Origin of the sequence: Candidatus Avedoeria danica, assembly GCA_016703025.1 — a bacterium.
GTDB lineage: Bacteria > Chloroflexota > Anaerolineae > Epilineales > Epilineaceae > Avedoeria > Avedoeria danica.
This window is the reverse complement of record JADJCV010000004.1, coordinates 576,119-598,563: the sequence shown is the minus strand read 5'-3', so window position 1 is coordinate 598,563 and position 22,445 is coordinate 576,119. Positions and strand designations below refer to the sequence as shown.

At 71.9% G+C, this 22,445-nt stretch carries 20 protein-coding genes and 2 tRNA genes; 7 read left to right on the top strand and 15 right to left on the bottom strand.

Annotation, left to right across the window (positions count from 1 at the left end; all coding sequences use genetic code 11):
* Positions 1-59: 59 nt before the first annotated feature.
* The 3 genes from IPG72_05725 (at position 60) to IPG72_05715 (ending at position 1,515) form a co-directional block, all read left to right on the top strand.
* Positions 60-362 (top strand): type II toxin-antitoxin system prevent-host-death family antitoxin, encoded by a 303-nt coding sequence (locus tag IPG72_05725; GenBank protein ID MBK6768520.1) that lies wholly within the window; start codon positions 60-62, stop codon positions 360-362.
* Between the two features lie 23 nt (positions 363-385).
* Positions 386-781, top strand: a complete 396-nt coding sequence (locus tag IPG72_05720) for a hypothetical protein (protein ID MBK6768519.1) — start codon at positions 386-388, stop codon at positions 779-781.
* Between the two features lie 377 nt (positions 782-1,158).
* Positions 1,159-1,515: a hypothetical protein gene (locus tag IPG72_05715; protein MBK6768518.1), complete on the top strand. Its 357-nt coding sequence runs from the start codon at positions 1,159-1,161 to the stop codon at positions 1,513-1,515.
* A 102-nt stretch (positions 1,516-1,617) separates the two neighbouring features.
* Here IPG72_05715 and IPG72_05710 read toward each other — a convergent pair whose 3' ends face one another.
* Genes IPG72_05710 through IPG72_05700 form a run of 3 tightly spaced genes read right to left on the bottom strand, consistent with a single transcriptional unit; the run spans position 1,618 to position 4,411 of the window.
* A complete protein-coding gene (locus tag IPG72_05710; protein MBK6768517.1) occupies positions 1,618-2,847 on the bottom strand; it encodes an amidohydrolase in 1,230 nt (409 codons plus the stop codon).
* A gap of 42 nt (positions 2,848-2,889) precedes the next feature.
* Positions 2,890-3,798, bottom strand: a complete 909-nt coding sequence (locus tag IPG72_05705) for a methylase (GenBank protein ID MBK6768516.1) — start codon at positions 3,796-3,798, stop codon at positions 2,890-2,892.
* 13 nt (positions 3,799-3,811) lie between these two features.
* Positions 3,812-4,411, bottom strand: a complete 600-nt coding sequence (locus tag IPG72_05700; protein MBK6768515.1) for a Gmad2 immunoglobulin-like domain-containing protein — start codon at positions 4,409-4,411, stop codon at positions 3,812-3,814.
* A 191-nt stretch (positions 4,412-4,602) separates the two neighbouring features.
* On the opposite strand from IPG72_05700, the gene IPG72_05695 reads away from it, so the two are divergent.
* Both IPG72_05695 and IPG72_05690 read left to right on the top strand, forming a co-directional pair.
* Entirely contained in the window at positions 4,603-5,346 is a 744-nt protein-coding gene (locus IPG72_05695; GenBank protein ID MBK6768514.1) for an amino acid ABC transporter ATP-binding protein, read from the top strand.
* A gap of 80 nt (positions 5,347-5,426) precedes the next feature.
* A tRNA-Ser gene (locus tag IPG72_05690) sits at positions 5,427-5,517 on the top strand.
* An 87-nt stretch (positions 5,518-5,604) separates the two neighbouring features.
* Here IPG72_05690 and IPG72_05685 read toward each other — a convergent pair.
* The 3 genes from IPG72_05685 to IPG72_05675 all read right to left on the bottom strand — a co-directional run bounded on the left by IPG72_05685 (position 5,605) and on the right by IPG72_05675 (position 10,282).
* Positions 5,605-7,158 (bottom strand): VWA domain-containing protein, encoded by a 1,554-nt coding sequence (locus tag IPG72_05685; GenBank protein MBK6768513.1) that lies wholly within the window; start codon positions 7,156-7,158, stop codon positions 5,605-5,607.
* A gap of 260 nt (positions 7,159-7,418) precedes the next feature.
* Positions 7,419-9,209 (bottom strand): VWA domain-containing protein, encoded by a 1,791-nt coding sequence (locus IPG72_05680; protein ID MBK6768512.1) that lies wholly within the window; start codon positions 9,207-9,209, stop codon positions 7,419-7,421.
* Positions 9,206-10,282 (bottom strand): succinylglutamate desuccinylase/aspartoacylase family protein, encoded by a 1,077-nt coding sequence (locus tag IPG72_05675; protein ID MBK6768511.1) that lies wholly within the window; start codon positions 10,280-10,282, stop codon positions 9,206-9,208. Before IPG72_05675 ends, IPG72_05680 begins: the two co-directional genes overlap by 4 nt.
* 49 nt (positions 10,283-10,331) lie before the next feature.
* Between IPG72_05675 and IPG72_05670 the strand changes: the two genes are divergently transcribed.
* Positions 10,332-10,418: transfer RNA gene (locus IPG72_05670), tRNA-Ser, on the top strand.
* A gap of 53 nt (positions 10,419-10,471) precedes the next feature.
* Here IPG72_05670 and IPG72_05665 read toward each other — a convergent pair.
* The 8 genes from IPG72_05665 to IPG72_05630 form a co-directional block, all read right to left on the bottom strand.
* Positions 10,472-12,850 (bottom strand): AAA family ATPase, encoded by a 2,379-nt coding sequence (locus tag IPG72_05665; protein ID MBK6768510.1) that lies wholly within the window; start codon positions 12,848-12,850, stop codon positions 10,472-10,474.
* A gap of 116 nt (positions 12,851-12,966) precedes the next feature.
* The gene (locus tag IPG72_05660) at positions 12,967-13,230 is read right to left on the bottom strand and encodes an ATP-dependent Clp protease adaptor ClpS (GenBank protein MBK6768509.1); all 264 of its coding nucleotides are present in this window, start codon (positions 13,228-13,230) and stop codon (positions 12,967-12,969) included.
* Between the two features lie 230 nt (positions 13,231-13,460).
* On the bottom strand, positions 13,461-14,273 hold the full coding sequence (locus tag IPG72_05655) for an SAM-dependent methyltransferase (protein ID MBK6768508.1): 813 nt from the start codon (positions 14,271-14,273) through the stop codon (positions 13,461-13,463).
* Positions 14,266-15,834, bottom strand: coding sequence for an ATP-binding cassette domain-containing protein (locus IPG72_05650; protein ID MBK6768507.1), 1,569 nt, complete (start codon positions 15,832-15,834; stop codon positions 14,266-14,268). Before IPG72_05650 ends, IPG72_05655 begins: the two co-directional genes overlap by 8 nt.
* Entirely contained in the window at positions 15,831-16,604 is a 774-nt protein-coding gene (locus tag IPG72_05645; GenBank protein MBK6768506.1) for a hypothetical protein, read from the bottom strand. The genes IPG72_05650 and IPG72_05645 overlap by 4 nt, the downstream gene beginning before the upstream one ends.
* 52 nt (positions 16,605-16,656) lie before the next feature.
* Positions 16,657-17,349, bottom strand: a complete 693-nt coding sequence (locus IPG72_05640; protein ID MBK6768505.1) for an ECF transporter S component — start codon at positions 17,347-17,349, stop codon at positions 16,657-16,659.
* Positions 17,346-18,593 (bottom strand): tRNA guanosine(34) transglycosylase Tgt, encoded by a 1,248-nt coding sequence (gene tgt, locus IPG72_05635; protein MBK6768504.1) that lies wholly within the window; start codon positions 18,591-18,593, stop codon positions 17,346-17,348. Before tgt ends, IPG72_05640 begins: the two co-directional genes overlap by 4 nt.
* Entirely contained in the window at positions 18,593-19,555 is a 963-nt protein-coding gene (locus IPG72_05630; GenBank protein MBK6768503.1) for a hypothetical protein, read from the bottom strand. The genes tgt and IPG72_05630 overlap by 1 nt, the downstream gene beginning before the upstream one ends.
* A 62-nt stretch (positions 19,556-19,617) precedes the next feature.
* Here IPG72_05630 and hemW point away from each other — a divergent pair, with 62 nt between their 5' ends.
* A complete protein-coding gene (gene hemW / locus IPG72_05625) occupies positions 19,618-20,856 on the top strand; it encodes a radical SAM family heme chaperone HemW (protein MBK6768502.1) in 1,239 nt (412 codons plus the stop codon).
* A gap of 3 nt (positions 20,857-20,859) precedes the next feature.
* Here hemW and IPG72_05620 read toward each other — a convergent pair whose 3' ends face one another.
* Positions 20,860-22,425, bottom strand: coding sequence for a methyltransferase domain-containing protein (locus tag IPG72_05620; protein MBK6768501.1), 1,566 nt, complete (start codon positions 22,423-22,425; stop codon positions 20,860-20,862).
* Between the last annotated feature and the right edge of the window lie 20 nt (positions 22,426-22,445).

Here is a 22,445-nt window from a genome sequence, read left to right as displayed (position 1 = left end):
GCGGAATCGTCGCGAACGCCAGGTTGACCCGGTCATGCCGCACTGACCATAATGGTCACATGATCACCACCAACGTGACCGACGTGAAAGCCCGCCTGAGCGAACTCCTGCGCCGCGTGGCCGAAGGCGAGACGGTGCTCATCCTGCACCGTGGCCGTCCGATTGCGCGCATCGAGCCAGCCGTTGTCGGGGACCTGTCGGCAGACGACGCCGAGCGGGTCAATCGGCTGGCCGCCATCGGTCTGGTTCGACTGCCCACGCGCCCCGCCGACAGGACCCTGTTGACTTGGCCACTCGTGACCACGGTCGACGGTACGAGCGTGCTTCAGGCGTTTCTTGAAGATCGGCACGAAGACCGGTGAGGTTTTGGGACACGTCGGCAATCGTGCCCCTGTTGGTCGGCGAACCTACCAGCACGGCGATGCGTGCGCTGATCGACGTCGACCCGAACATCGTGGTCTGGTGGACGACGCGAGTGGAAACCGCTTCGGTGATTGCTCGGCGCGAGCATGCCGGTTCGCTCACGTCGTCCGATTCGACCGTGCTGTTCAGGGAACTCGACACCCTCGCAGCGACGTGGCTCGAGGTGCAACCTGTGGCCGCCATCCGTCCCCTCGCCCGGCGTCTGTTGCGCACGCACGTCCTGCGCGCCGCCGATGCGCTTCAACTGGCGGCCGCCATCGCCCTTGTGGACGGCCGACCTGAAACGGCACCGTTCGTCAGTCTCGACGAGCGGCTGAAGGAAGCGGCACGGCGGGAGGGGTTGGTCGTGATCGTATGACCGGACGGATTCCAGCCTGAATCCCCCCAACCTCCAGCCTGAAAACGATCACGATCCAGCCTGAAAGCCCCGCGCCCCAACGGCCGATCCGCGCAACGCCCACCGCCACTTCCGTGCGACTCCGCCCCGATCGCCGTTACAATCCCCTGCCACCGCGTCGACATCCGATCGGCGCCCTCCCTCCCGATCCCGAAAGGACCGCCCATGAACCGCTTCGCGATGCTGTTCATCGCCCTCGCCCTGCCCCTCACTCTCACCGCCTGCGGCCGCGCCGCGTCCGGCCCGACGGCCATGCCGACCGCGATGTCCGCGCCGGCGGCTCGTCCGGCCTTCCCACAGCGGCGCCCGCGGTCCTGCCCACGCTCCCGACGTCCGGCATGACCGAGGGCGGCGCCGTGACGACGGTGGGCGGCCAGGCCTTCGTCGACCAGGCGCTGTCCCTGTCCGGCAAGACCGTCCTACTCACCAAGTGCAACCTGATGAACACCCCGGGCTCCGACGGCCACTATGCCTGCCGCGTCGTCGACGACGCCGGTGAGGACGTGAAGACCGCGGACGGCCTGCCGGTGGACGTCTTCTTCGACGGCGCCCTGCTCGATCAGGCGGCCAAGGACTTCATCGCCACGGACTGCGCGGACACGTTCTGCAACGTCATGCTGGCCGGCACGCTGACCGTCAGCGAGGCGACGTTCTACCTCTCGATGACGGACGTGAAGCTCTCCAAGGCCAACTGATCGGCGGGCGCAAGCGCGAATTGGCGGAGGCCCCCTCCCCCGGTTCGCTTCGCGAACCGACCCCGCCCCCAATTCTGGGGGCGGGGTGGGCACTGAACCGTTTCAGCGCAGCGTCGTGTCCCCCATCGCCGGCGCATCCGCCAACGCCAGCCGCACCATCAACTCAACGCCGACCGCGATCGCGTCGTCGTTGAAGTCGTAGTCCGCCTGGTGGAGCTGCGGCCAGCGAGCGGCCGCCGGATCGCGCACGCCGAGGAAGAAGAAGCACGCCGGCGCCTGCTGGCCGTAGTAGGCGAAATCCTCGGCCGTCATCGTCGGCGGGAACGCCGCGTCGACGCGATCGGCGCCGAGCGCGGCCGTGGCCGCGGCGACGACGCGGTCCGTCGCGCCGACGTCGTTCACCGTCGCCGGGAAGCCGATGTCCCACCGGACGTCCGCCGCGCAGCCGAGCGCGGCGGCGACGCCGCGGGCGACCTCGTCGATCCGCCGCGTGAGCAGCGCGGACACGCCGTCGTCGAACGCGCGGATCGTCCCCGACAGCGTCGCCGTCGCCGGGACGAGGTTGAACGCCGAGCCGGCATGGACGGAGGCCACCGTGACGACGGCCGCGTCGCCCGGCGTGACGTTGCGGCTGACGATGGACTGCAGCGCGACGATCACGTGTGCCGCCGCCAACACCGGGTCCGCCGTCCGCTCCGGCTGCGCCGCGTGCCCGCCGCGCCCCGTCAGCACGACGTCGAACCGATTGCATGCCGCCATGAGCGGCCCTTTGCGAACGGCGACGTGCCCGACCGGGACGTCGGGCCAGCCGTGGAGGCCGTACACGGCCGCAGCCGGCACACCGTCCGGATCGGCCAGCGCCCCTTCGTCGACCATCCGCTTGCCGCCGGCGCCGCCTTCCTCCGCCGGCTGGAACATGAGGATCACCGGGTTCGGCCGCTCGGCCAGACCGGCGAGCACCTGGGCGGCGCCGAGCAGGATCGCGGTGTGGCCGTCGTGCCCGCAGGCGTGCATGACGCCCGGCGCGGTCGATGTGTAGCGCACGCCCGTCGCTTCGTCGATCGGCAGCGCGTCCATGTCGGCGCGCAGCGCGATCGGCGGACGGAGCGCGCCGTCGGCGGTCGTTGCCGGCAGGAAGGCTGCGACGCCCGTGCCGCCCGCAAGTCCGGCGCGATACGGGACGTCGAGCGCGTCGAGCCGATCGCGGACGACGGCGCTCGTCCGGTGCTCGGCGTAGCCAAGCTCCGGGTGCGCATGCAGGTCGCGGCGGAGCGCGATCAGCTCGGGCAGCACGGCGGCGACGCGGGCGCGCACGTCGGCGATCGAAGGCATCGTCGACTCGGTCACGGCGCGCCGCTCACGCTCGGCACCCGCTCACGATGCCCATGTTCGGCGCCAGATCAGGATGCCCCGGTCCAGCCACGCCCGCCGGCCATCGACGTCGAAGCCGTCGGCGCGCAGGCCGTCGGCCGCGGCGCGGAACAGCCAGCGGGGGCCGAACGCGTCGCCGCCGGCCAGGGCGGTGCGCCAGGCATGCTCCCACGCCGCCAGGAACGCGTGGATCGGCTCGCCTGGGACGACGCGGTGGATGTGGTCCTTGGGCAGCACGGCCTTGAAGCGCCGCGGGTCGAAGCCGTCCGCCCAGTTCGTGCCGAAGACGACGGCCTCGGCGGCGGGGGCGGCGTGGGTGTGGACGTCGTTGCCTGTGGCGATACGAGGTGAATCGGACGCCGACGACCGCGCCCCATCGAGTGATCGCGCCCCGTCCGCCGGCCGCCGCAGCACGTTCGCCGTCCAGAGCCGCCCCGTCGGGTCCGACGTGCCCTCGAGGACGATGCCGCCGGGCAGCACGTGGTCGAGCAGCGTCCGATGCGCGCCGGCGACCTCGGCCGCGTCGTACTGGCGCAGCACGTTCATCGCCCGGATCAAGCGCACGGTCTCGCGCCGGCCGTCGACCGTCCGCAGCGGCAGCGCGAAGCCGCCGTGGCGGAACGCGGTGCGATCGTCGCTCCACGGCAGCGCCGCCGCGACGCGCGCCCGGTCGATCTCGACGCCCAGGAAGCGCAGCCGCGGGTTCAGCCGCCGCAGCCTGGCCGCCGCTTCGAGCGTCGTCGCCGGCGTCTCGCCGTAGCCGAGGTCGACGACCCAGGCATCCGCCCACGGCCCGTCCGATCGGCGCAGGAGCCACGGATCGTAGCGCGCCGTGAAGACGTCGATCCGCCGCAGCCGATTGGCGGCCGTCTTGCCGCGCGTCACGTGGGCCGGCGCCGCTCGCACGATCATCGGCGTCGTCGTGCTAGTGCAGGATGACCGGGATGATCCCGCGGATCATCTCGGCGCCGTCGTTCATGCTCGTCGTATAGACCTCGAGGCTGGCGAGCGACGGATCGGCGACCGGCGGATAGGCCACCGGCACGTCGAACGTGCCGACGCAGCCCGTGCCGCACGTCATCATCGCAAAGTCCTCCACCAGGATGCCGCCCGAAGCGTCCCGCAATCGCCAGCCGAACGAGGCCTCGAAGACGTCCCCGCAGCCGCGCAGGAGGAAGCCCGTCTGGACGTGCTCGCCGGCCAGCGGCGCAGTGGCGATGACGAAGTTCCAACCGGTGCCCAGCGCCTGCGTCTGCGGATCGCTGCACGCGTCGACGCTCGTCGGGGCGACCGCCGTGCCCGCGGCGCCGTCGGCGGTGGCGGTCGGTTCGATGGCCGCCGCGGTGGCGGTCGGCTCCATCGCCGCGGTCGCCGGCACGCCGGTCGGCAGGTCGGGCTGCCCGGCGGTGGGTGGGTCGGCCGGCGTGGTCACGGCGGCGGTCGGCGTACAGGCGGCGCAAACGGCCGAGACGAGCATGACCGTCGCCCAGCGGCGCGGGCGACGAGGCTGCGGGATCGCGTGCATGGTCCATTCCTCGGAGCAAGGCAGCCGATTGGCATGCCACGCATGGTAGTCCGGTGCGGGCGGCGGCGGCCAATCGTGTCGGACGTTCGCCGTTGCGCGCTCCTCACCCGTCCGACTACACTGTGCCGCCCGACCGGCCGATCCCCGGCCGCCGCATGAGAACAACCGTGAGCGTGCCCGTGACCGAGCCCATGACCGCCCCCCCCGACCCGATCATCATCGTCCGCGACGTGCACAAGTGGTACGGCAAATTCCACGTGCTGCGCGGGATCGACCTGCAGATCGCGCGGGGCGAGGTCGTCTGCATCCTCGGGCCGTCCGGGTCCGGCAAGAGCACGCTCCTGCGCACGCTCAACCGGCTCGAGCCGCACGACAGCGGCGACGTGATCATCGACGGGACGCGGCTGACGCGCGACACGCGGGCAGTCGAGCGCGTGCGGCGTGAGGTCGGCATGGTGTTCCAGCAGTTCAACCTCTTCCCGCACCTGACGGCGCTCGAGAACGTCACGCTGGCGCCGTTGCACGTCCTCGGGCTGGCCGCCGACGCCGCCAAGGCGCTCGGCATGCGCCGGCTCGAGGAGGTCCACATTCCGGAGCAGGCCGACAAGTACCCCGGCCAGCTGTCCGGCGGCCAGCAACAGCGCGTGGCGATCGCCCGCGCGCTGGCGATGTCGCCCAAAGTCATGCTCTTCGACGAACCGACGAGCGCCCTCGACCCCGAGATGATCAAAGAAGTCCTCGAGGTCATGCAGGCCCTGGCCAAGGGCGGCATGACGATGGTCGTCGTGACGCACGAGGTCGGATTTGCGCGCGCCGTCGCGCACCGTGTCATCCTGCTGGACGCCGGCCAGATCGTCGAGGAAGCGGACCCCGCGACGTTCTTCACCGCGCCGAAGAGCGAGCGGACGCGGCAGTTCCTGGAGCAGATCCTGTAGCCGCACATGCGGGCGAGCGACGGTGCCTGCACGACGCTTGGCGCCGCACCGCGGCCCGTGCTATCCTCGCCCCTCGTTCGGGAGGGGTCGCATAGTTGGCCTAGTGCGCGCGTCTCGAAAACGCGTACGGGTGTGAGCCCGTCGTGGGTTCGAATCCCACCCCCTCCGCCAGAAACGACGACGCCCGCGGTGCTTGTGCACCGCGGGCGTCGTTCTGATCCATGAATTGAGCGTCCGTCGACACCCGTCGGCTTGCGACTAGAAGCCGAACGTCCGCGCCGCCCAAGGCAGGTAGACGTCGTGGTTGTTGTCCGTCGTCGGCACCGGCGGCGTGGCGGTGTCCGGCGGCACGGGCGTGACGGTGTCCGGCGGCACGGGCGTGTCCGTCGGATCCGGTCCGATCGGCGTGTCCGTGGCGACCACTGCGGTCGGATCGACGGTGGGCACCTCGGTCGTCGCCGGACCGTCCGTCGGAACGGTATCCGGCGTGCCGGACGACGGTGTCGGCGACTTGTACGCCTGGGCGGTGACGGTGCCGGCCACGGCCGTTCCCGCCACCTGGCTCACGAACGGCCCGCAGTCCACGGCTTCCTTGCCGGGCCGGAAGATGCACAGCTTGGTGTCCGGCACCACGATCTGGTCGCTCGTGCCGTCGTTGTACAGGAACTGGATGAGCGGCGACGGGATCCCGCCATCCGTGATCGCGATGGAAACCCACGACGCCGGAGCGGATGCCTCGAGGGCGCGCATCTTGTACTCGTAGCGGAAGCTGGCCTTGCGGCGGTTGCCGAGGTCCTCTTCCCACGCCAGGTCCGGGAACGTGACGTTCGGCTCCGTCGGGACGCCGCTGCCGAACTCGTAGCCCCAGAGATAGGTGTTCGGGTAGACGGTGTAGGCGGTCCGATACGGCCGCGAGCCCTTGAAGATCCGCTCCTGGATCTCCTCGAGGATCGCCTGGAGATCGGTCCCGTTGTCGTTCGACGAGCGGAAGTACCAGCCCGGCGTGTTGCAGCCGCGGAGCCGGCCCTGGGACGGCCGGAGGGCGATGAGGACGACGGTCGCCATGTTCGTCTTGGCGGCGTCGCACGCGTCGGCGATGTCGGCGGTCTGGGGGCGCGGCTGTCCGGCGCACGGCTGACCACCGGCGTCGATGACGATCATGAACGACGGCGGGTTCAACGGGTCCGGCTTGGCCAGGGCCGCCAGCTCGCCGGATGCGCGCCGCAGAGCGGTGCCGGGGTTCGATCCGCCCGGCAGGTTGCCGTTCATCCCTTGCACGGCGGTCCGGAAGCGCTCGTAGTGCTCCTGGCCGCTGCCGATCGGCGGGTCGGTGTGGTTGTCGCAGCCGTACTTCACCAAACCGACGCGCGAGCCGTTCGTCGGGTCGATGTTGCGCACCAGGTTGGACATGCCCTGCCTGAGGTTGTCGAGCGGCTGCATCTTGCCCTGGACGTTGTTCAACTTCAGCGACCCGGTGTTCTCGACGACGAACACGACGTCGATCTGCTTGATCTCCTCCGTGCCGCAATTGAACTCGTAGTCCACCTTCACCGTGACCATCTTGCCTTCCTCGACGGTCTGCGGCGTGATCGTGTGGTGGCCCTTCAGGCTGCACGGCGTGTAACCGTCCAAGTAGTAATAGACCTGGTCCGGATCCGGCGTCGCCGTCGGCTGCTGCAAGAGCCGCGCGGCCATCGGCAGCCGGTTCGGCGCGGCCTGCGCGGTGTCGTGCGCCGATGCCGTCACGATGACGACCGCGGCTGCGACCACGGCGGCGCCGAACGCGCGCCGTGCATAAGAACGGTGTTCCATATCGTTCCTCCCCTTCCTCATCCCAGCGGGTTCGTTGAAAGCCGCCGCGGCTGCTTGGCCGCTTCGATCGGCGGTGGCGCATCCGTACGGTCGCCAGGCGGCCGACCGTCTCTGGTTCGCCGTACGATTCCTTGAGACACGCGTGCCCCGCGATTTCGTTCCAACGGCCATTCGATCATATCGCACGGCAGTTCAATCAGCAATCGATCCATCGGCGCCGGGTGATTGAACCACCGACACGGACGATTACGGACAACCCCTTACGGACAACCCCTGTACGAAGCGATCTGTCGATAGATGTCGGCCAGCGCCTGCCCGTCGGCCGTCGGGAAGTACCGCGACGGGCTGCCGGCGATGCGCTCGAGCAGCCGCCCGTCGACCTGGTCACCGAGGCCGATCGTGTAGATCGTCACGCCCTGGCCGCGGATCCGGGCGGCGACGGCGGCCGTTCGCTCAGGGTCCGTCTGGCCGTCCGTCAGGACGACGATCACCTTGTCGCGTTCGGGGTCCAGGTAACGCACCGGCACCGGGCCCGGATATCCGCTCGGCGTGACGCCGGCCAGCTCGTCCGCCGCCAGCTGCAGCCCGAGGTCGAGGCGCGTGCCCGTGGCCAGCTGGTTGAACAGCGCCAAGAGCGCGTACTGCAGCGCACCGAGGTTGGCGGACAGCGACTGCAGCAGCCGCGCCTGGTTGTTGAACACGACGACGCCGGCGCGATCGGCCGGCAGGATTAGCTCGTCCATGAAGGCGCTCGCCGCCAGCGTGGCCCATGCCAGCTTGGGCTCGCCGGCCGTCCGTTCGACCATGGACAGCGAGGTGTCGATGACGATGATGAAGTCCGCGCCGCGCAGGTCGGGCGTGCAATGGCGGCGGAGCGCCACGGGCAGGTACGCCGGGAGGATCACCGGGGTCGGCGTCGGCGGCGGTGAGGCGGTCGGCGTCGGGGACGAGGTGGACGTCGCCGTGGGCGGCAGGACGACCTCGACCTCGGGGACCGGGAACGGATACCGCTTGGGCGGCCCCTGGTCGAAGCGCAGCTCGACCTCGGCGCCGACGTTGGTGGCGTGGCGGCCGAGCGCCTTCGGCTCCACTTCGTAGGTCAGCGTCAGGCCCTCGGACGGCCAGAGCGCGAAGTTCCAGAGCAGATCCGCGCCGCGCGGCCGGGCCGGTGGGTCGTCGCTGCCCCATACGAAGGACATGTCGGCGGGCAGCGTGTCCGTGACGAACGCCCCCGTCAGACGTACGCGACCGATCCCGGCGGCGATCGTGCGCATGTCGTCGGCCAGGAGCGCATTGTCGGCCTCGGTGTAGACATGGTTCGGCCCGGATGCGATCTGGCCGAGCACATCGAAGTCCGCCATCCCGCCGACGCCGATGCACAGGATCGTGACGCCGCGCGCCTTGATCCGGTCCGCTTCCGCCAGCAGTGCCGCCGGATCGCCCTCGTCCACGTTGCCGGCCAGGAGGACGATGACCTCGCTCACATCCGGACGCACCGCCAGCCCGCGGCCGCGCTGAAGGATGAGGTCGCCGGCCATCAGGCCCATCCGCATGTTGCTGCCCAGCCGGGGGAAGAACTCGGCGGTCTTGTCCTTGATCACTACCGGGTCGGCCGAGAGTTCGGACAGGATCTCGACGACGCTGTGGTACACCACGAGGCCGGCCCGCGACGTCGTGAAGTCGAGCGTGTCGATGAACGCGTTGACGCCATTGCGCATCGCCCCCAACTTGGGCCCGCCGACGGCGATCGAATTGTCGACGACGAACGCCACGTGCAGCGGCCGGATCACGTCGGCGCAGCGTGCGTCGGCCGTGAGCGTGATGAACACCGTCTGCCCGAGGACGACGCGCGCCGGGGCAGCGGTCTTCGTCAGCTGGACGTCGCACTGCCGCGGCCCGTCCGCCTGGGCGGCGGCCCGTCGTCGCGCCGCGTCGCCCCCTCGGAGGTCGCTCCAGAACAGGGTCGCGCCGCCGGCGACGAGGACGGCCGCGGCGATCCCGAAGACGCCACGCAGTTGCCGACGCCTTGCGGCGCGCGCGAAGTCCGTCATGCCAGCCCCTCCTGTTGCGGTGCGACATGCGGCCACCGCGTATCGATCCGCCGTGCGATGAAGAACCCGTCGTCGCCCAGCCCCTGGTAGAGCGGGAAGAGCAGCACGCCGCCGAGCGGTGCCGCGACCGGCCCGGCATGCGTCTCGGCCAGCACCGCGCCCTTGCGCACCCGCTGGAAGCTCTCCAACCCCGGCCGCATCCGGAACCCGTCACCACGACCCACCGGATGGCGGTACGCCACCGTTACGCCGGCCGGCCGGCCGGCGCGGGCCGTGCGCAGCGCGGCTGCGTTCGCCGCCCACGCGACGTCCCGCCGATCGAGGACGCCGCCGTTGGCTAGGGCAAGCCACAGCACGTGGACGAGGTGCCGTACGCTCGACGCTTCGACATGCTGGCCCCCCTCCACCGACAGCGCGGCGTGGCCCGCACGCGCCAGCCAGGACGAGAGCGTACCGGTCAGGCGGCCCTCGAGCCCGTGGACGAGCGGCAGCGGCACCCCGGCCAACAACCGCCGATTCGGCACCGTGGGCAGTGCGATCGCAAACGGCGCGCTGGGCGCCGAAGTCGTGTGGAGGTCGAGGATCGACACCCGGCCGTGGTGGACATCGCCGCTGCCATGGGCATCCCTGTCGCCCGTGATCGCCGCGAGGGTGGCGAACAGCTCGGCCTGCTCAGCCGCTTCCACGCCACCCTGGATGCCGCCGGACCCATCGATGGCGGACCGCGAGCCGTGATCGGTCAGGTCGCGCACGGCATCGTCGGTCCAAAGTCGGTTGAGGTCGGCATCCACGTAGCGGACACCCCGGGCCAGCGCCGCCCTGTTGCCCGTGACGGCCACGAATCGGCCGCGCGCACGCGGCTGGGCTGCCGTGAGGCCGGCGAGGATTTCGCGGACCGCGTCCACACCCGCCGGCTCGTTGCCGTGCGCGCCGCACACCGCCACGAGCACGGGGCCGTCGGCCGCGGCAAGCGGATCGGCGGTCGGCGGGTAGCAGCCGAGGACACGCGGGGGGGCTGGGTGGGTGGGGCGCACGCCGCGAGGATAGCGCGGCGGTGCGTTGGCGGCCAACATCCCCCCGTGCTACACTCGCCGCCGCGCCGAGACGCTCGCCGGCGCGCGTGGAGAGGTCGCATAGTCTGGCCTAGTGCGCACGCTTGGAAAGCGTGTATCCCGCAAGGGATCGCGGGTTCGAATCCCGCCCTCTCCGTCCGGCCCCGTCGCGGCTCTGCTGCGGCGGGGCCTTCTTACGGATGCGAACATTCACCGTCCGTCGAAGACCAACTTCACCGCATCGCCATCCGCATCGATCGTCACCGTACCCCCGCCCACCAGCTCCCCGAACAGCACGGCGTCCGTCAGCGGTCGGGTGACGTGCGCCTCGACGGCGCGGGCGAGCGGGCGTGCGCCGAAGGCCGGGTCGAAGCCGAGGCGGGCAAGGGCGTCGCGCCCCGCGTCCGTGAGGTGGACCTTCACCTTGCGGGCACGGAGCTGCGCGGCGAGCTCGGCGACGGCCTTGTCGACGACGCGGGCCATGACGGACATGTCGAGCGCGCGGAACGCGACGCGGGCGTCCAGTCGGTTGCGGAACTCGGGGCTGAAGGCACGCTCGTAGGCGGCGTCGTCCAGGCCGAAAGCACTCGACGTCGGACGAGCGGTGGCGGGGCGGTCGCCGGCGGACCCACCGGATCCACCCGTTCCCCCGGATCCCCCGGATCCCCCGAAGCCGACCGTGCCGCGGGCGAGCTCGCGGGCGCCGACGTTGGACGTCATGATCAGGACGACGTGGCGGAAGTCGCACGCCTTGCCGGTGGTGTCCGTCAGCGTGCCGTGGTCCATCACTTGGAGCAGCACGCTGAAGACATCCGGATGCGCCTTCTCGATCTCGTCGAGGAGGAGCACGGCGTGCGGGTGCTGGCTCACGGCCTCGGTCAGCAGGCCGCCCCGATCGTAGCCAACGTAGCCGGGGGGCGCGCCGACAAGTCGGGCGACGCTGTGTCGCTCCATGTACTCGCTCATGTCGAACCGCAGGAAGTGAATGCCGAGCGCCTTGGCCAGCTGCACGGCCAGCTCGGTCTTGCCGACGCCCGTCGGGCCCGTGAACAGGAAGCTGCCGACCGGCTTGTTCGGTGCCCTCAGTCCGGCCCGCGCCACCTTGATGGCCCCGACGACGGTCTGAATCGCGTCGTCCTGGCCGAACACGACGGCCTTCAGCTGCCCCTCGAGCTCCGCCAACCGCGTCCGCTCGTCGCCCGCCACGCGCTCGACGGGCACTTGGGCGATGGCCGCAAGGGTGCGCTCGATGTCCGCGCGACCGACCTGCTTCCGTCCGGCCAGCGCCGCCGCCGCGCCGGCCTCGTCGATGAGGTCGATCGCCTTGTCGGGCAGGCGCCGGTCGCGCAGGTGCTTGGCGGCGAGCTCCGCTGCGAGCGCGATGGCGCCGCGGGCATAGCGCACGCCGTGGTGGCGCTCGTACTCGCCTTTCAGGCCCTCGAGGATCCGCTCGGTCTCGGCCACCGACGGCTCGCCGACGTCGATCTTCTGGAAGCGGCGCACGAGCGCCCGGTCGCGCTCGACGTGCTGCCGCCACTCCTCCCACGTGGTCGCGCCGATGCAGCGGAGCATGCCGCCCTCGAGCGCCGGCTTGAGGAGGTTCGCCGCGTCCATCGTGCTCCCTGAGGCGCTGCCGGCGCCGACGAGCATGTGGATCTCGTCGATGAACAGGATCGGTCGCAGCGCCGACATCGCCTCGAGCGCATGGATCACGCCCTTCAAGCGCTCCTCGAAGTCGCCGCGGTAGCGCGTGCCGGCCATGAGCGCGGCCAAGTCGAGGCGATAGATGGCGGTGTCCGCCAGCCGATCCGGCACCTCGCCGCGGGCGATCCGGCGCGCGAGGCCCTCGACGATGGCCGTCTTGCCGACGCCTGGGTCGCCGACGAAGACCGGGTTGTTCTTGCGCCGCCGCTGGAGCACGTGAATGGCCCGCGCCACCTCGGCGTCCCGGCCGATAAGCGGGTCGATCTCGCCGCGCCGGGCGGCCTCGGTCAGGTTGCGGGTGTAGGCCGCCAGCGGATCGGCGGCCGATGTGGCGCCGTCCATGCCGCGGTCGAGTCGCTCGTCGCCGTCCATCCCGCCGTCGGATCCCGCCGCAGCACCGGGCACGGCGGCGTCGCCGGCCCGGCCGCCCCGGCCGCCCGAGCCGCGCCGCCCGCCGTGCGCCAGGAAGGACACGACGTCGAGCCGGGTGGCGCCGCTCTCGGCCAGCCAGGCGGCCGCTTCGCTGTCGTCTTCATCGTAGAGGGCCACGAGGACATCCGCCGGGCCGAGCTCCGCCTTGCCGGCGCCCTCGGTGTGCGCGGCGGCGCGCGAGAGGACGCGGCGCAGGCCGACGGTCATGCGCGGTTCGTCCGCCAAGTCGGGGTCGACGGGCAACTCATCGTCCGTGGAGGCTTCGAGATAGCCGTCCACCCGGCGACGCAGCGCCGCCACGTCCGCGCCGGCGCTCGCCAGGACGCCGCGCGTTGCATCGTCGATGAGGAGCGCGAGCAACAGGTGCTCGAGGCCGGCGAAGGCGTGGCCGCGGCGAGCCGCCTCGGTCAGGGCGACGGACAGGGCGATCTCGAGGTCGGCGTTGATGCGCATCGGGGCGTCAACCCGTCGGGCGCGCCGCGGTCACGCGGACCGCGGCGGTGCAACGAGCATTGTGGGTCGAACGGAGTGCCGTCGACTTCGCCGAGAAACGTCGCCCGGCGATTCGCTCAGCCATCATCGCCATCGTCTCCCCCGTCCGGATCCGGCTCCGCCTCCACCAGCAGCGGCATCCCGTTGGCCCGCGCCTCCTCGGTGACGACCTCGACCTTCGTCTCAGCGACGTCCCGCGGGTAGATGCCGGCCACACCGCTGCCCTTGTGGTGCACCTGGAGCATGACGTGCGTCGCCTCGGCGGCCGTCTTTCCGAAGTGGCTCTGCAGGACGTGGATGACGAACGCCATCGTCGTGTAGTCGTCATTGTGCAGGATCACGCGCCACGGGCGCGGCTTCTGACCCGTGGCCGGACGGCGACATCGCCTTCCGGCTCGAGGTGGCGTTCAGGTTGGGGCGGCATGGGCGCTCGGACATCCTGTGGCGGCGAGAGGCGCGTCGGATCCGCGGGAATTGTAGCGGCTCGGCGAGGCGAACTGCATCAGGCGTGGACATCGGCCCGACCCCCGGACGTCCGCGCCCGCACGGCAATCCGTGCGGCGTTGCCCGTTCACCCAACGTTGGCCGCCCGCTTGTCGCCACGTTCGGCCGCTCGTACGGCCGCTCCCTCCGCCGCATCGACCGCCCGGCGTATCCGCGCCGCCCGCCGCCGGTGCCGGGCCGCCGCCTTGATCGCACCGACCGACCCGCTCGCAGCCGTCCGGACGGCCAGCGCATCGTGCGCGTCGGCCGCTTGCCGCCAGCGGGCTTGCCAGTGCCCCTCGGCCGCCCGCGCCAGCAGCGGCCCGAGCCACAGCAGGCTCGCCGGACGCAGCGGCGACGACCGCCCCGGCCAACGGTAGGCCGCGCGCGGGTCGCCCCGCTCGGTGACGACGACCTCATAGTCATGCGCGCCGTCCCGCACGAGGTCTTCGGCGACGATCGCCCAGCCGTTCGTCAAGAGCCAACGCCGGACGCGCCACGTCGCGGACTGCGGCGCGACGATGACGCGACGGACGGTGTCCAGCGCCGCCGGTTCGGCGGCCAGGATTCGAACGATCGTCGACCCGCCGAGGCCGCTGACGACGACGACGTCCGCCTCGTCCGCGCGAAGAGCCGACAGGCCGTCGCCACACCGGACGGCCACGCGGTCGGCGACGCCGTGGCGGGCGACGATGCGGTTCGCCAGCGCCACCGCACCGGGCCGGAGGTCGATCGCGACGGCGAACGCGACGTGGTGCGAACGCGCGAGGACGACAGGCAGCGTCGCGTGATCGGTGCCGATGTCGGCCAGGCGGGTGTGCGGCGGGACGTGGGCGGCGATCGCGGCGAGGCGGGGCGAGAGGGACGGGAGGGACGGGAGGGACGGGGGGGCGTCAGCCATGCGTCGCGGCCCAGCGGTCGATCACGTCCACGACCGACCCGCTCGCCTCGACGCGGCCGGCGACGAGCATGAGGGCGCGGTCGGCCAACGCGCGGGCGAGGCCGTGGTCGTGCGTGACCCAGACCACGGTGCGACCTGCCGCGCGCAGAACGGAAAGGAATCGGGCGAATCGCGCGAGGTCGCGGGCGTCGAAGCCGGCCGTCGGCTCGTCGAGGACGAGGACGGGTGTGCGCAGGGCGACCGCGGCGGCCAGGGCCAGCCAGCGGCGCTCGGATGGCTGCAGATCGTGCGGATGATCGAGGGCGCGGTCGGCCAGGCCGCACGCGGCCAAGCTGGCGCCGACCGCTGCGCGGGCGACGTCCGGCGCTGCGCCGCACCACCTCAACCCGATGGCGACTTCATCCGCCACGGTCTGCCGAAACAGCATCCGCTCCGGCCGCTGCACGCTCAGGGCCACGCCGCGCGCCGGTCCGACGCGCCAAGCGTCTCGCCTGCCGATGCGTCCCGCCCCACCGTCGCGTCCCACGCTCCCGCCCGCCCCGACATCCCGCCCGCCGATGCGGACGATCCCGGCCGCGGGCACGTGCAGCCCGGTGATCGCCCGCGCCAGCGTCGACTTGCCGCCGCCGTTCGGGCCGAGCACGGCGACGGTCTCGCCGGGTGCCGCCCGGCACGTTATGTCGTCAAGGACGGGCGCGGCCGCGCCGTCGAATGCGCAGCAGAGGCCGGCGACTTCGAGATCGGCCTGCCGGTCCGGCGCAAGCGCCGTGGTCGACAAGACGTCCATCCTCGAAACGTCGGTCGCGCCACGACCGACCGCCGGCCCGCTCCGCGCCACGACGCCCCAATCGTGCCCGGCGACTTGCCCGGCGACGCCGTCCAACCCGCCCTCCGCCACGATGCGCCCGCCCGCGAGCACGACCGCATCGGCCGAGCCCGCCCCCGGGCCGGCCGCAAAGACCATGTCCAACCGCGCCCCGGCCCACACCACGCCTGCCCCGGCCGCCGTCCGATCCGCCAGATGGCGTCGGACCGCGGCCGCGCCGGCCGCATCGAGCTGGGCGTCGACCTCGTCGACGAGGAGCACGGCCGGATCGAGCACCCATTGGCAGGCGATCGCCAGGCGCGCCGCCTCGCCGCCGGAGAGCGACGTCGGGTCGCGGTGGGCGAGGGAGTCGAGGGCGAACGCGTCGAGCGCGGCTTCCACGCGGTCGGCCATCGACGGGCGGGACATCCGTCGGCACTCGAGGCCGAACGCAAGCTCGGCCCGAACGGTATCGCGCGCGCCGGACAGGTTGAGGTAGGGGTCGGCGTGGACGAGCGCCGTGCCGTCGCTGCCGCGGACGGCGCCGCCCAGCGTGCCGCCGGTCGCAGCGGGTGCGAGGCCCGCCAGGACGGCGAGCAGCGTGCTCCGGCCGCTTCCGTTCGCGCCGAGGAGGTGGAGCATCCGGCCGGCGCGGACGGCGAGGTCGATGTCGGCGAGCGCCGGGGGGCGCGAGGATGGAGCGTCGGCGTAGCGAAACGCCACGCCGCTGGCCGACAGCGGGATGTCCATGTTCATTGCGCAGCGTCCAAGACGTGGGCGACGACCAGCGCCAGAAGGACAATCGCGGGCCCGCCGCGCCTGAATCGGCGCTGGAACGCGCTGTCGGGCAGCGGCTCGAGGTGCGACATCGACTGACCGGGCGTATAGCCGCGGGACGTCAGCGCGAGCGCCCGATGCTGTCCGTCGACGATCATGGCCACGGCGAGCGGCACGACGAGCGGGGCGATGGACCACATGCGCCGGAACGGTGATCCGTCGGTCTCCAGCCCGCGGGCGCGCTGGGCTTCGCGAATCTGGACGGCGCTGCGTTGGGCGGCGGGCGCGAGGAGGAGCGCCGAGCTGAGCGCGTGGCCGAGGCCGCCGGGCAGCGAGGCGGCCTCGATCGCCGCGGCCAGCGCGGCCGGTCGGCAGAGCGCGCCGACGAGGGCCAGCGCGGACACAGCGGCCAGCCAGCGGGCGGCACGTACGGCGGCGAACGCCAGCCCCTCGACCGTCACAGCCAGCGGACCGAGGTGCCAGAGGACATCGCGGCCCTCAGGGAAGATGAGACCGTGGACCACGAAGAGGCTGACGGCCACCGGCAACCACGCGGCAACCATCCAGCGGCGCCAGCGACGCGCGGCCGCACGACCGGCCGACGCAGCGGCGACCGCGGCGACCGCGACGAGGGCGGCCGGCAGGGCGATGGCGGTGACGAGGCGGTGGAGCGGCCAGAACGCGAGCAGCGTCAGGCCCGCGGACAGGCTGGCGATGGTGGCGGGATGCCACGTCGCGGCCGAGCGCAATCCGTGGGTCGGCGGAGAAGGCGGCACCCGGCTGCCCGGCCCTCAGGTGCGGCTATGCAGCGCCGTCGACGTCGGCCGAGGCGGGCACGGACGGCACGGCATCGGCGTCGCCGAGGAGGCGGGGGCCGTTCGGGAAGCGCGCGACAGTGCGGCGCGGCAGTGCCGAAACGATCGCGAGCGCGAGCAGCGCGGTCACGAGCTTGTCGATCGGATCGCTGACGACGCTTTGGCCGAAGACGGCCTTCCAGACGTCCAGCCCATACGACCGGAAGACCGCGAACAGGACATCCGTCGGGCCGCCGGTGACGCCGCCGTAGACGTAGGCGGCGATGGGGGTGGCCACGCACGCGGCGGCGACGCCGATGAGCAGACCCGCGAAGACGGCGGCGGCGCCGGTGCGGACGGGTGCGCGCCGGGCGGCCGGGCCGTGCCAGGCACGGAAGAAACCGGCCTGCGCGAACACACCGGCGAGCGCCCCGATGACGAGCGACACCGGCGCGAAGAACGGCATGTTCGGGTCGCGCAGCCCGAGCACGAGGTTGCTGGCGACGCCGCCGATCGCGCCGATCGCCGGTCCGGCCAACAGCCCGACGAGCATTGTGCCGACGCTGTCGCCGTAGACGGGCAGGCGCGCCAGCTTGATGACCTCGCCGCCGACGAAGTTCAAGACGATGGCCGAGGCGATGAGCGCCAGGATCTTCGTGTCGTGCAACCGGGCGAGCACGGAACGCCAACGCAGCATCATTCGGTCTCCTGTCCGCCGCCGAGCCAGCCAGCACGGAGGGCTTCGAATCGGTCTTCGACGAGCGCGGACCTCATCTCGGCGACGAGGCGGTTGATGGCGGTCAGATTGTGAAGCGTCGCCAAGCGATAGGCCAGCAGCTCATCGCACCGGAAAAGGTGATGGAGATAGGCACGGCTGAAACCGGCGCACAGCGCGCACGGGCATGCCGGATCGACGGGCCGCGGATCGTTCTTGTAGCGGGCGTTGCGCAGGTTCAGGCGGAAGCGCGGCAGCCGCTCGCCGTCCACGTCGCGGGCGATCAGGCCGGCGTTGCGCGCCATGCGGGTCGGGGCGACGCAGTCGAAGGTGTCGACGCCGCGCGCGACGGCCGCGAAGATGTCCGGGATCTCGCCGATGCCGAGAAGGTGACGGGGCTTGTCCGCCGGCAGCAGCGGCACCGTGAGGTCGAGGACGGCGTGCATGTCCGCCTTCGTCTGCCCGAGCGAGCCGCCGATGGCGATGCCATCCGCGGCGAGCGCGGCCGTGAAGCGGGCGCTCTCGGCACGCAGGTCCGGGTACCAGCCGCCCTGGACGATCCCGTAGAACAGTTGGCGATCGCCATGCGGGCTGACACCGTCCCCATGCGCGGCCAGCGACCGTTCGGCCCAGCGGTGGGTGCGGTGCATGGCCGCGCCGGTGTAGGCGTGATCGTGCAGGGGCGAGGTGCACTCGTCGAAGGCCAGGATGATGTCGGCGCCGAGCTGCTGCTGGAGGCCGATCGAGACCTCGGGGGTGAAGAAGTGGCGCGATCCGTCGAGGTGGCTTGTGAACTGCACGCCGTCGTCCGTGACGCGCACGAACGACGGGCCGGCCTTGAGGCGCCGCATCCCGCCCTCGCCCGGGAAGATCGAGCCGAGCTTGCCGACGCCCGACTCGAGGCCGGCGCCGAGGCTGAAGACCTGGAAGCCGCCCGAGTCCGTCATGATCGGGCCGTCCCAACCCATGAACCGGTGCAGGCCGCCCTGAGCGGCCACGACGTCGGCGCCGGGCCGGAGGAACAGGTGGTAGGTGTTGCAGAAGATCGCCTGCTGGCCGACGGCGGTGAGATCGGCGGGCATCATCGACTTGACGGTCGCCTGCGTGCCGACGGCGACGAACGCGGGCGTGTCGATCACGCCGTGCGCCGTGGCGAGACGGCCGACGCGGGCGCGGCCATCCGTCCAGGTCGTCTCGAAGACGGGTGGGGTCGGCGCGTCGGCCGCCATCAGTACGCCACCGTCCGCACCCGGTGGTGCGCCGGCAACCGGTCCCGGATCGCCTCGGCGCGGCTCCAGAGCCGCCAGTCCAGCTCGACGGCGCTCATCGGCCGGCCGAGGGAAGCGAGCGCGGCGCGCAGCGCGTCGACGGCGACGACCGTCGCGGCGCGGATCTCGACCTCTTCCGCTCCGCCGGCCGGTAGTTCCTCGCGCGCGTCGATCCGCGCCGCAAGGTCGGGCGAGAGCCGGATCGCCCCCTCCGCGCGCAGCAGCTGCGGCACGCGGTAGTCGGCAAACGTCGTGAGATCGTCGATGTCATCGAACGCGCCCAGTCCCTGGCCGCCCAGCGCCCCCCAGACATCGGCGGCGAAGATCTGGGCGCGCTTGTAGAAGAAGACCTGGCGGCCATCGTACACCGCGCCGTCGCGGAAGCCGGGGAACGCGGCAGCGACGAGGGCGGCGAGACGGGCGGTGCCGCCGCCGGCGGCGCGGACGACGTTGGCGGCCAGGCCGTGATAGCCGTTGTCGGCGTCGAGGAGTCCCGCGCCCACCTCGCGGACGAGGCGCGCCCGCTCGTCCAACGGCGCGACGTCGGCGCCGAGCCAGGTGGCGAGCGTGGAGGGGGTCGCGGCGACGAGGCGGTCGGCGTCGAACGCGGCGGGATCGGCAGCCAGACAATCGCGGAGGCGGGTGGCGAGATCGACGTACTCGAACGCGGGCGTGGGCCAGAAGCAGAAGTTCAGCGCGTCCAGCACGAGGAGGTATTGGACCGTGGCCTCGGGGGGGCCGGCGAAGTGGATCGACGCGTCCCACGATCCGGCCGCGTAAGCGCCGGTTTCCATGCCGACGGCAATGCGGGCGGCGAGCTGCGGGATCGCGATGGCGTCCGGCCAGGCGCGGCGGGCCGTGGCGGTGACGGCGGCACACGAGGCGCGAACGGAGTCAGGCAAACGCTCGGCAACGGAGGGCACGGGCGAACCTCGGGGTGCGCAGTGGGCATTCGGCGGGCGGGGCGACGATAATCGCACGCAACATGACGTTACACCAACCGCCGGGAACCACGCCGCACGGGATCGGCCTCTACCTCCACATCCCGTTCTGTGCCCAGAAGTGCCCGTACTGCGACTTCAACACGTACGCCGGACTCGAAGACCGCTACGAACGCTACGTCGTCGCGCTCTGCCGCGAGATCGCTCTCCGTGCCCCGGCCGTGGCGGGCCGCACCGTCACGACGGTCTTCATCGGCGGCGGTACCCCGACCGTGCTCGAGCCGGCCCAGCTCGGCCGCGTCCTCGACGCCGCGCGCGACCACCTCTCGATCGCCCCCGACGCCGAGATCACGTCCGAGGCGAACCCGGGCACCGTCGACGCCGCGCGGTTCGAGGGGCTCAGGGCGATCGGCGTGAACCGCCTGAGCATGGGAGCGCAGAGCCTCCAGCCCGACGAGCTGGCGTTCCTGGGCCGGATCCACGGCGTCGCCGACATCGCCGCGGCCGTCGCCGCCGCCCGCGCGGCCGGGTTCGACAACATCAACGTCGACTTCATGTTCGGCCTGCCCGGCCAGCCGGTGGCCCGCTGGCGGGACACGCTGAGTGGCGCCCTCGACCTCGGCACGGACCACCTCAGCCTGTACAGCCTGATCGTCGAGCCCGACACCCCGCTCCACCACTGGGTCGCCACCGGCACCGTCGCCGCGCCCGACGACGACGCGGCGGCCGAACAGTACGAGGCGGCGATGGCGCTTCTCGGCGGGGCGGGCTTCCAGCACTACGAGGTCTCGAACTGGGCCCGCACGAGCGCCCACCAGAGCCGCCACAACCTTTGTTACTGGCGCAACGACGACTACCTGGCGTGCGGCGCTGGTGCCCACGGGCATCTGCGCACGCGCGGGACGACCGGCATCGGCGCCGGCGTCGGCACCGGCACCGGCACCGCGACCGACGTTCGCTGGGGCAACCATCGCGCCGTGGACGGCTACATCCGGCGCGTGAGCGAGGGCGAGCTACCGACGGACTTCGAGGAGCACCTCGACAGCCCGACGGCGATGGGTGAAACGATGATGGTGGGCCTGCGGCTGATCGACGAGGGCGTGGGACATGCGCGGTTCGCGGCGCTGCACGGGGTGGATCCGCGGGTCGTGTATGCCGACGTGCTCGCCGAGCTGGTGGGTTGGGGGATGATCACCGTCGACGACGAGCGGACGCGGGTTACAGGGCGCGGGTTGATGGTGGGAAATCAGGTGTTCGAGCGGTTTGTGGCCCCGCCGGCCTGAGGATCACGTCCGGCCAACGTCGCTCGACAGCCCATCCAGCACCACGTCCTGCACGACCGCCCGAAACCGCCCCCACGCCGCATACCGCCCCCCCAGCCGCCGCAAGTTCGCCGTCAGCATCGCCAGCTCGTCCAGCGACACCCAGCGAAAGCCGTCGATGCCCTCCGAGCTGTCCTGCACGTCGATCTCGCCCACCGGCGCGCGCAGCTGGAAGACGTACGATGGGAATGCCGTCGCCTCCCGGCCGTCCGGACCGCCGACGAGCCGGTGCTCGACGAGCGCCATGAAGCGCTCGACGCCGAGCTTGTGCCCGGTCTCCTCGACGGACTCGCGCGCCAGCCCGTCCAGCACGGCCTCGTGCGGCTTGATCCCACCCGTCGGCAGCCGCCACGCACCCAGCGGATAGTGGCGCTTCGTGTGGACGAGCACGTGCCCGTCCGCCGGCCGCCGCACGACGAGGACGACCTCGCCGCGCCGGTCGCTCGCATCCGTGATCGTCCGCCACCAGTCGTCGAACGCGTCGCCGGCGATGTCGATCGTGACGGCCTCGCGGCGCCCATGACCGTACTGCAGCTCGATCCCGGCGACCTCGATCGGGTCGACGGGCGGGCGGGCGGACTTGGATGCCGCACGTTTGCGGCGCGGTGTCGGGAAGACGACGGGTTCTACGCTGGGCCAGGGGCTCGGGACAGGGCCGGCTACGTTCGCTGGAACAACGTCGGTCGATGCGTCGACCACGTCGGCCTTGGAGTCGACCGCATCCGTGATGACCGCATCGGCGACGACGGCGTCGTCGAACCACCGCGGCGCCTTCCGACAGATGAACACGAAGATGCTCGCCATGTCCACCGGCAGGAACCGTGCGAACGGGACGAGCAACCGGCTCGGGTGCCGCAGCGCCCCCAGCCACCCCGCAAGGCCCGTCGGCTGGTGCGCCATCTCCTCGTAGCCCAGCACCCTCACGACCTCCAGCCCGCCCGCCTCCAGCACCCGCGTCCACTGCGCCCGCGTCGCGTAGCGCTGGATCGGCTGCCCGTCATCGTGGACGTCGCCGTGGCGCCAGGCGTGGGCGACGTTCCAGCGCAGGCCGAAGGCGTTCGGGACGTGCAGCAGCACCAGGCCGTCGGAGGCGACGACGCGGGCCATCTCGGCCGCCCCCTTCACCGGATCCTCGTAGTGCTCGAGGCTGCCGAGGTTCGTCACGAGGTCGAACGCGTCGTCCGGGTACGGCAGCGCCTCGCCGTTGGCCGCGGCCAGTCCTATCGCCGGCGCGCCGGCCCGATGGCGCCCGACCTTCAGGGCGATGTCGGACAGGTCGACGCCGTGGGCCTCGAGGCCGCGGGCGGCCGCGTGGGCGACCATCTGCGCCTCGCCGCAGGCCACATCGAGCAGATCCTGCCCGGCGTGCGCGCCCAGCGTGTCCAGCACCCACTCCCACATCCGCTCCGGATGCCGGATCCCGACGCCGGCGTAGATGTCGTTGTACGCCCCGCGGGTCGTGCCCGCCACGTGGCGGAATTCGATCATCCCGGCCGTGGCCGTCTCGGCCGTGTTCGTCACAGAGTCCACAACGCACCTCAATCGTTGTC